At 36.9% G+C, this 6,086-nt stretch carries 8 protein-coding genes and 1 pseudogene; all 9 read left to right on the forward strand.

Going from position 1 to position 6,086, the window contains the following annotated elements:
• The first annotated feature begins 151 nt into the window (after nt 1-151).
• The 9 genes and pseudogenes from CVD19_RS12490 (at nt 152) to CVD19_RS12525 (ending at nt 5,830) form a co-directional block, all read left to right on the forward strand.
• On the forward strand, nt 152-586 hold the full coding sequence (locus CVD19_RS12490) for a MarR family winged helix-turn-helix transcriptional regulator (protein ID WP_101582193.1): 435 nt from the start codon (nt 152-154) through the stop codon (nt 584-586).
• Nucleotides 587-636: 50 nt separating this feature from the next.
• Nucleotides 637-1,044 carry an SDR family oxidoreductase gene (locus tag CVD19_RS25440; protein ID WP_257985115.1) on the forward strand — a complete coding sequence of 136 codons (408 nt, stop codon included), beginning with the start codon at nt 637-639 and terminating at the stop codon, nt 1,042-1,044.
• A 344-nt stretch (nt 1,045-1,388) separates the two neighbouring features.
• Nucleotides 1,389-1,925, forward strand: a complete 537-nt coding sequence (locus CVD19_RS12500; protein ID WP_101582194.1) for an NAD(P)H-dependent oxidoreductase — start codon at nt 1,389-1,391, stop codon at nt 1,923-1,925.
• A gap of 89 nt (nt 1,926-2,014) precedes the next feature.
• On the forward strand, nt 2,015-2,539 hold the full coding sequence (locus CVD19_RS12505) for an NAD(P)H-dependent oxidoreductase (RefSeq protein WP_101582195.1): 525 nt from the start codon (nt 2,015-2,017) through the stop codon (nt 2,537-2,539).
• Nucleotides 2,540-2,554: 15 nt separating this feature from the next.
• The gene (locus CVD19_RS25180; protein WP_219620097.1) at nt 2,555-2,884 is read left to right on the forward strand and encodes an aldo/keto reductase; all 330 of its coding nucleotides are present in this window, start codon (nt 2,555-2,557) and stop codon (nt 2,882-2,884) included.
• A gap of 20 nt (nt 2,885-2,904) precedes the next feature.
• Entirely contained in the window at nt 2,905-3,576 is a 672-nt protein-coding gene (locus CVD19_RS12510) for an aldo/keto reductase (protein WP_257985118.1), read from the forward strand.
• A gap of 31 nt (nt 3,577-3,607) precedes the next feature.
• A complete protein-coding gene (locus CVD19_RS12515) occupies nt 3,608-4,444 on the forward strand; it encodes an SDR family oxidoreductase (protein ID WP_180953610.1) in 837 nt (278 codons plus the stop codon).
• A gap of 303 nt (nt 4,445-4,747) precedes the next feature.
• Complete coding sequence (locus CVD19_RS12520; protein WP_101582197.1) at nt 4,748-5,458, forward strand: SDR family NAD(P)-dependent oxidoreductase; 711 nt, start codon at nt 4,748-4,750, stop codon at nt 5,456-5,458.
• A gap of 10 nt (nt 5,459-5,468) precedes the next feature.
• Nucleotides 5,469-5,830 (forward strand): annotated as a pseudogene (locus tag CVD19_RS12525) (MerR family transcriptional regulator).
• Nucleotides 5,831-6,086 lie beyond the last annotated feature (256 nt).

Below are 6,086 nucleotides of genomic sequence, written 5' to 3' on the forward strand. Positions count from 1 at the left end.
TTATCTCATCCTTTTTATGTAATCTTAATAAGTTTGGAACAAAGTTTATAATATATACTGTTTCTGATGGAAACAAGAAATATGATTTAGTTGACCTTAAGTTAATTCCATGTTAATTTGTATATGCAAATGAATAAAAGGATTTGATTAAATGAATGAAGAAGAACAGGTATTAATTCATTGTCTTTACTTTACAGCCAGCCGGTTTGCTCGTAACATTACAAAATTAGCCGAAAAAACATTTGATTTTGGTGATCTTGCTCCTTCATATCTTTACATGATTATGATTGTGAAGTTCCACCCGGATATTACACAGAAGGAACTATGCCACAAGTTATCCATTGCGCCTTCGACCAGTACAAGGTTTATTGATAAACTTGAAAAATTCAAACTGGTCACCAGAAAAATGGATGGAAGACAAACATTTATCTCTTTAACTGAAGAAGGAGAAAAAGTGTACCATCAATTTCGGGTGTCTTTAAAAGAATTGTTTACAAGCTATTCAAGTGTCTTAGGAAGCGAGTTCAGTAAAGATTTAAGTAAAATGCTTCACGAAGCGAGCATTAAACTAGAAAGAGACCTATAATTTTTTTACCCTTTCATTTGCATATACAAATAACTTAGGAGACAGTTGTTATGTCAGAAAAGATTTTGCTAATTGTCGGTGCTGGACCAGGGATTAGCTTACATACGGCAAGGAAATTCGGAAAAGAGAGCTTTAAAATTGCCTTGATTTCCCGAAGTAGGGAATCCTTACAGAAATATGAAAACGAACTTATAAATGATGGGTTTGACGCAAAAGGATTTCCAGGGGATGTCTCTTCCGCAGAATCTTTAAAAACCTTCATGGATACGATAATTAAAACTTATGGAAAAATTGATGTACTTTTATACAATGCTGCTTCAGGAAGACCAGGCAAACCAACAACCCTAAGGGCTGAACAATTAGTGGAAGGTTTTAAAATAAATGTAGCTGGAGCTCTTACCTGTGTAAAAGAAGTGATTCCCCATATGGAAAATGGAACAATTTTATTAACGGGCTGAGGATTAGCTCTTCACCCCTATGCTGACTATGCTTCATTAGCGATTGGAAAAGCAGGTATTCGCAATTTAGCGTTCAGCTTGCACCAAGAATTGAGCCCTAAAGGAATTTATGTTGGAACATTAACGATAAAAGGGTTTGTACAAGAAGGAACCTATTTCTCAGCTGAAAATATTGCGAATGCGTTTTATAGCATGAACGAAAATCAAACGGAAACAGAAAATATATTTGAAGAAAAGTAAATTTTTTTAAAATTATATTTGTATGTACAAATATAAAATTTTCTCTGAGAGCAACAATAAGTGAATTCAAAACTAGAAAAGAAAAAATAAAAGGAGACTTACTAATGAAAACTCTTGTAATTATCACTCACCCTAATTTGGAACAATCTCGAATTAACCTCACTTGGATGCAGGAATTGAAAAAACACGAAGAAATTACGATTCATACTCTTTATCAGGCGTATCCAGACGGGAAAATAAACGTAGCACACGAACAAAGCCTGTTAGAATCACATGACCGTATTATTCTTCAATTTCCATTCTACTGGTACAGCACGCCTTCTTTGTTAAAACAATGGCAGGATGAAGTGCTCTCTTACGGCTGGGCATATGGCGAAGGCGGCGACAAGCTTCATGGTAAAGAACTTGGTCTTGCGATTTCAACCTTTGGACCAAAAGATTCTTATCAGCCTACTGGCTACAATCATTTTACCATGGAAACCTTAACAACTCCTTTACAACAAACAAGCAACCTCATAGGTACCCGTTTTATGCCTTTATTTATGCTGAATGGTGTTATGCATGTTTCAGTTCAAGAACTTGCTGAAAATGCTAAAGCATATGTTGATTACGTTCTTCAGCCATCCTTAAATGAAGCTTAATTAAATATTTAAATATAGGTATTTCTTCCACTAAAATCCCTTCTAATGATTATTTATTTGCGTGTACAAACAATTGAAAGGTGATCAAGATGAAAACATTAGTTATTGTAGCCCATCCAAAATTGGAACAATCGAAGGTAAATAGAACGTGGATGAACCGTCTTCAACAAGAAGAAAATGTTACGGTCCACAATCTATATGCACAATACCCAACATTTGAGATTGATGTGGAAAAAGAACAGCAGCTTCTATTGGAGCATGATCGTATCGTTTTGCAATTCCCATTCTATTGGTACAGTTCACCCGCTTTAGTAAAACAATGGCAGGATTGGGTACTTACTTATGGTTGGGCATATGGTTCGGAAGGAACAAGATTGCGCGGCAAAGAGTTTATGTTAGTGATTTCAACAGGCGGACCAGAAGCAGCCTATCAAGCTGGCGGATACAATCACTTCAGCATGAGCGAACTGACCAAACCATTTCAGGCAACCGCCAACTTGACCGGCATGCGGTTCCTGCCCTCTTTCACGAAGCAGGGTGTACGCCTCTTATCTAACGAACAAGTCCTTGAAAGTGCTGAAGACCTGGTACGTCATCTGAAAAATAACTTTTAGAAAAGAGGCCTTGAAATGAATTATAAATTGTTAGGAAGAAGCGGCTTAAGAGTATCTGAATTGGCTTTAGGTACAATGACGTTTGGGGAAGACTGGGGATTTGGCGCTTCTAAGGAAGAAAGCAAACAAATCTTCAATGCTTTCGTTGAAGCTGGTGGGAATTTTATTGATACGGCTGTCAATTATACGAATGGAACAAGTGAAAAATATGTTGGGGAATTTATTCGTGAGAAGTGTGAACAGTTTGTCGTTGCGACTAAATATACACTGAACACTCATCCACACGATCCAAATGGCGGCGGTAACCATCGAAAAATCTTGTTCAATCCGTTGAAAAGAGCTTAAAACAGCTTCAGACCGATTATATTGATTTACTTTGGCTTCATGCTTGGGATTTTATTACTCCAGTCGAAGAAGTGATGCGTGCACTTGGCGATTTAGTTCGTTCCGGAAAAATTCTTTATGTAGGAGTGTCGGATACACCTGCCTGGATTGTTTCACAAGCTAATATGCTGTCCACACTCCGTGGTTGGACTCCGTTTATCGGCTTGCAAGTGGAGTACAATTTGTTGCAGCGAACTCCAGAAAGAGATTTATTACCAATGGCACGCGCTTTGGATATTGGGGTTACTGCATGGGCACCAATGGCTGGCGGTGCACTAACGGGAAAATACAGTAATCCTTCAGCTGAAAAGGGGAGATTATCTCCTCAAAGTGCACGCTTAAATGAACGCAACCGGGGGATTGGTGCAGTTGTGGAAGAAATCGCAAAAGAACTAGCAGTTCTCCCTGCCCAAGTTGCAATAAACTGGGTCCGTCAACAAGCTGGTACGGTCATTCCGCTAATTGGCGCAAAACGAGAAGGACAAATGAAAGACAATCTTGGTAGTCTGGCTTTCCGTCTTTCAGAAACACATCTCACCCAACTAAATGAAGCTAGCAAAATTGACCTGGGATTCCCACATGATTTTCTTGCATCTGAATCTGTTTTAAATGCCATCCATGGAACGACGTTTGAAAAGATTGAAAAAAAATAATTTTGAATTGCTTGGAGAAGAGGAGAAATCGATGAAGGGGAAAATTTGTTTAATTACTGGTGGCAATTCAGGGATTGGTAAAGCAACAGCCATAGAATTAGCTAAAAAAGCAGCAACAATTGTTCTATTATGCAGAAATAAGGAACGAGGCAAAAAAGCGATTCAAGATATTATTGAAGAAACAGGTAATACCGAAGTAGACCTCCTCCTTGCTGATTTATCAACTCAGCGTTCAGTCAAACAAGCAGCTGATCAATTTAAGAAAAAATATAGCAAGTTAGATGTTTTAATTAATAATGCAGCTGTCTTTTTAGCAAAACGTTCTGAAACTGAAGATGGAATTGAAACCACGTTTGCCACAAACTATTTATCTCATTTTATCCTTTCCCACCTCTTACTGGAGTTGCTTGAAGCAAGTGGTGAAGGAAGAATTATTAATGTAGCCTCCAAGCACAACGGAATTAAAATGAACTTTGATGACCTTATGACCAAACAAAATTATGCTTTTTTCAGAGCAGTTGGCCCGACTAAATTAGGTTTAATTTTATTTACTAAGGAATTTTCAAAGAGGCTTGATGGAAAGTGTGTTACCGTTAACAGCCTGCATCCCGGGATTATCCGCTCGAATCTTATGCATGACATGCCTTGGATCCTAAGGACGATATTCAAAACGTTCTCAACTAATCCGAAAAAAGGTGCGGTTACACCAGTCTATCTTGCTTCCTCCCCTGATGTTCTTGGCGTTAGCGGTAAATTCTTTGTTAACTGCAAAGAAGTAGAAACTACTGAAGCTGCAAATGACCAGGATTCTGCCCGGAAATTATGGGATATCAGTATGAGCTTAATCAAGCCTGGAATCCTCTTTTAGGGGCACCAAAGTTTTTTTGGGATATGTACTTGTTTCCGACCCTATAGCAATGACAGGATGACTATCAACATAATTTGTTTTGACTGCTGAGATTAACGAACCATAAAGGCAAGTTACCACCTATCGTATAAATTATTATCGTAGCAGGAAAATATCATTAATTTGACTTGTTTAAATAAGAATATTGTTACTGATAAAAAAGATTTTATCATTTCCCTTAAAAAACACCTTGACCTCAACTTTGGTTTAGGTTGTATCTTTTTAATTGTATCTAATCAATATAAACATTGGAGGAATTTAAATATGACAAAATATGCTTTTGTAACAGGTGCTAATAAAGGTATTGGCTATGAGATTGTTCGTCAATTAGCAGAAAAAAATTATCACGTATTTTTAGGAGCCCGAAATGAAGAACTCGGGCAAAAAGCTGTACAATCATTAGGCTTTTCGAATGTTTCATTTGTTCAAGTTGATATTTCAGACACACAATCCATCCAAAACTCAAAAAATAAAATCCTTGAAGTAACGGATCACTTAGATTTGTTAATAAATAACGCTGGAATTGCACTCGATTTCGGTATATTGCCTAGTGAATTAGAATTAGAAACGCTGCGTAAAGAATTTGATGTTAACTTCTTTGGAACATTTCAGATGATCCAAACCTTTTTACCTCTAGTAAAAAAAGCTCAGGGTGGGAAAATTGTAAACCTAACTACCGATATGGCATCCCAAACGATGTTTGACAATGGAGAAGCTGGACATCTTAATATACTAGGCTATAATTCATCAAAAACCGCTGTAAATTCTTTAACATTAGCCTTTGGTAAAGAATTCGGTACAAATGGTCCTGAAATTTTAGGAATTACACCTGGTTTTACCACTACCGACCTTAATGGCAATGCTCCAGGAGGCAAAACACCTGCGGAAGGTGCCGACATCATTGTTAAATACGCCTTAAGCGAAACAAATTATAATGGTAAAATCCTTAATAAAAATGGGATTATTCCTTGGTAAGGGAAATCCTATGAATTATACGATTGGACAAATTGCAAAAATCAATCATTTATCCATTTCTCAACTACGCTACTATCATAATCAGGGACTGTTCCCCTTTCTTAAAAGAACTGAAAAAGGGGACCGAGTTTTTATGAAGATGCACTTAAATTTCTGGAAATTATTTTATGTTTAAAAAATACCGGAATGCCAATCAAGAACATTAAACAGTTTGTAGATTGGTCAATGGATGGGGACCATACCATCCCTCAACGACTAGAAATGATGAAACAACAAGAAATTAATGTTCTGCAACAAATTCGTGATACCGAAGAAAATTTAATAAAAATTCAACAAAAAATTGCAAGACTAGAACGTGAGATGAAAAAATGATCGAAAAAAGACCAATGTCACACACGTTTGGTCTTTTTTCAATATTTTGTAGATTTCTCTTGTAACACCACTAATTTTAGAAAGTAAAAAGAAGTAATAGTGGACCTATAAAAATATCCTGCTTAATCCATCTGAACTGTTAGTGGATAAGGATATGCCACAACAACCTGCGCTGTTCAAATAACCTGCCCCGTTCGTATTATAAGGTCAGCCAGATATGAAAATATTTCTGGTTGACCATTTTTTATATGGTCTT

This window comes from Bacillus sp. T33-2 (assembly GCF_002860205.1).
GTDB lineage: Bacteria > Bacillota > Bacilli > Bacillales > Cytobacillaceae > T33-2.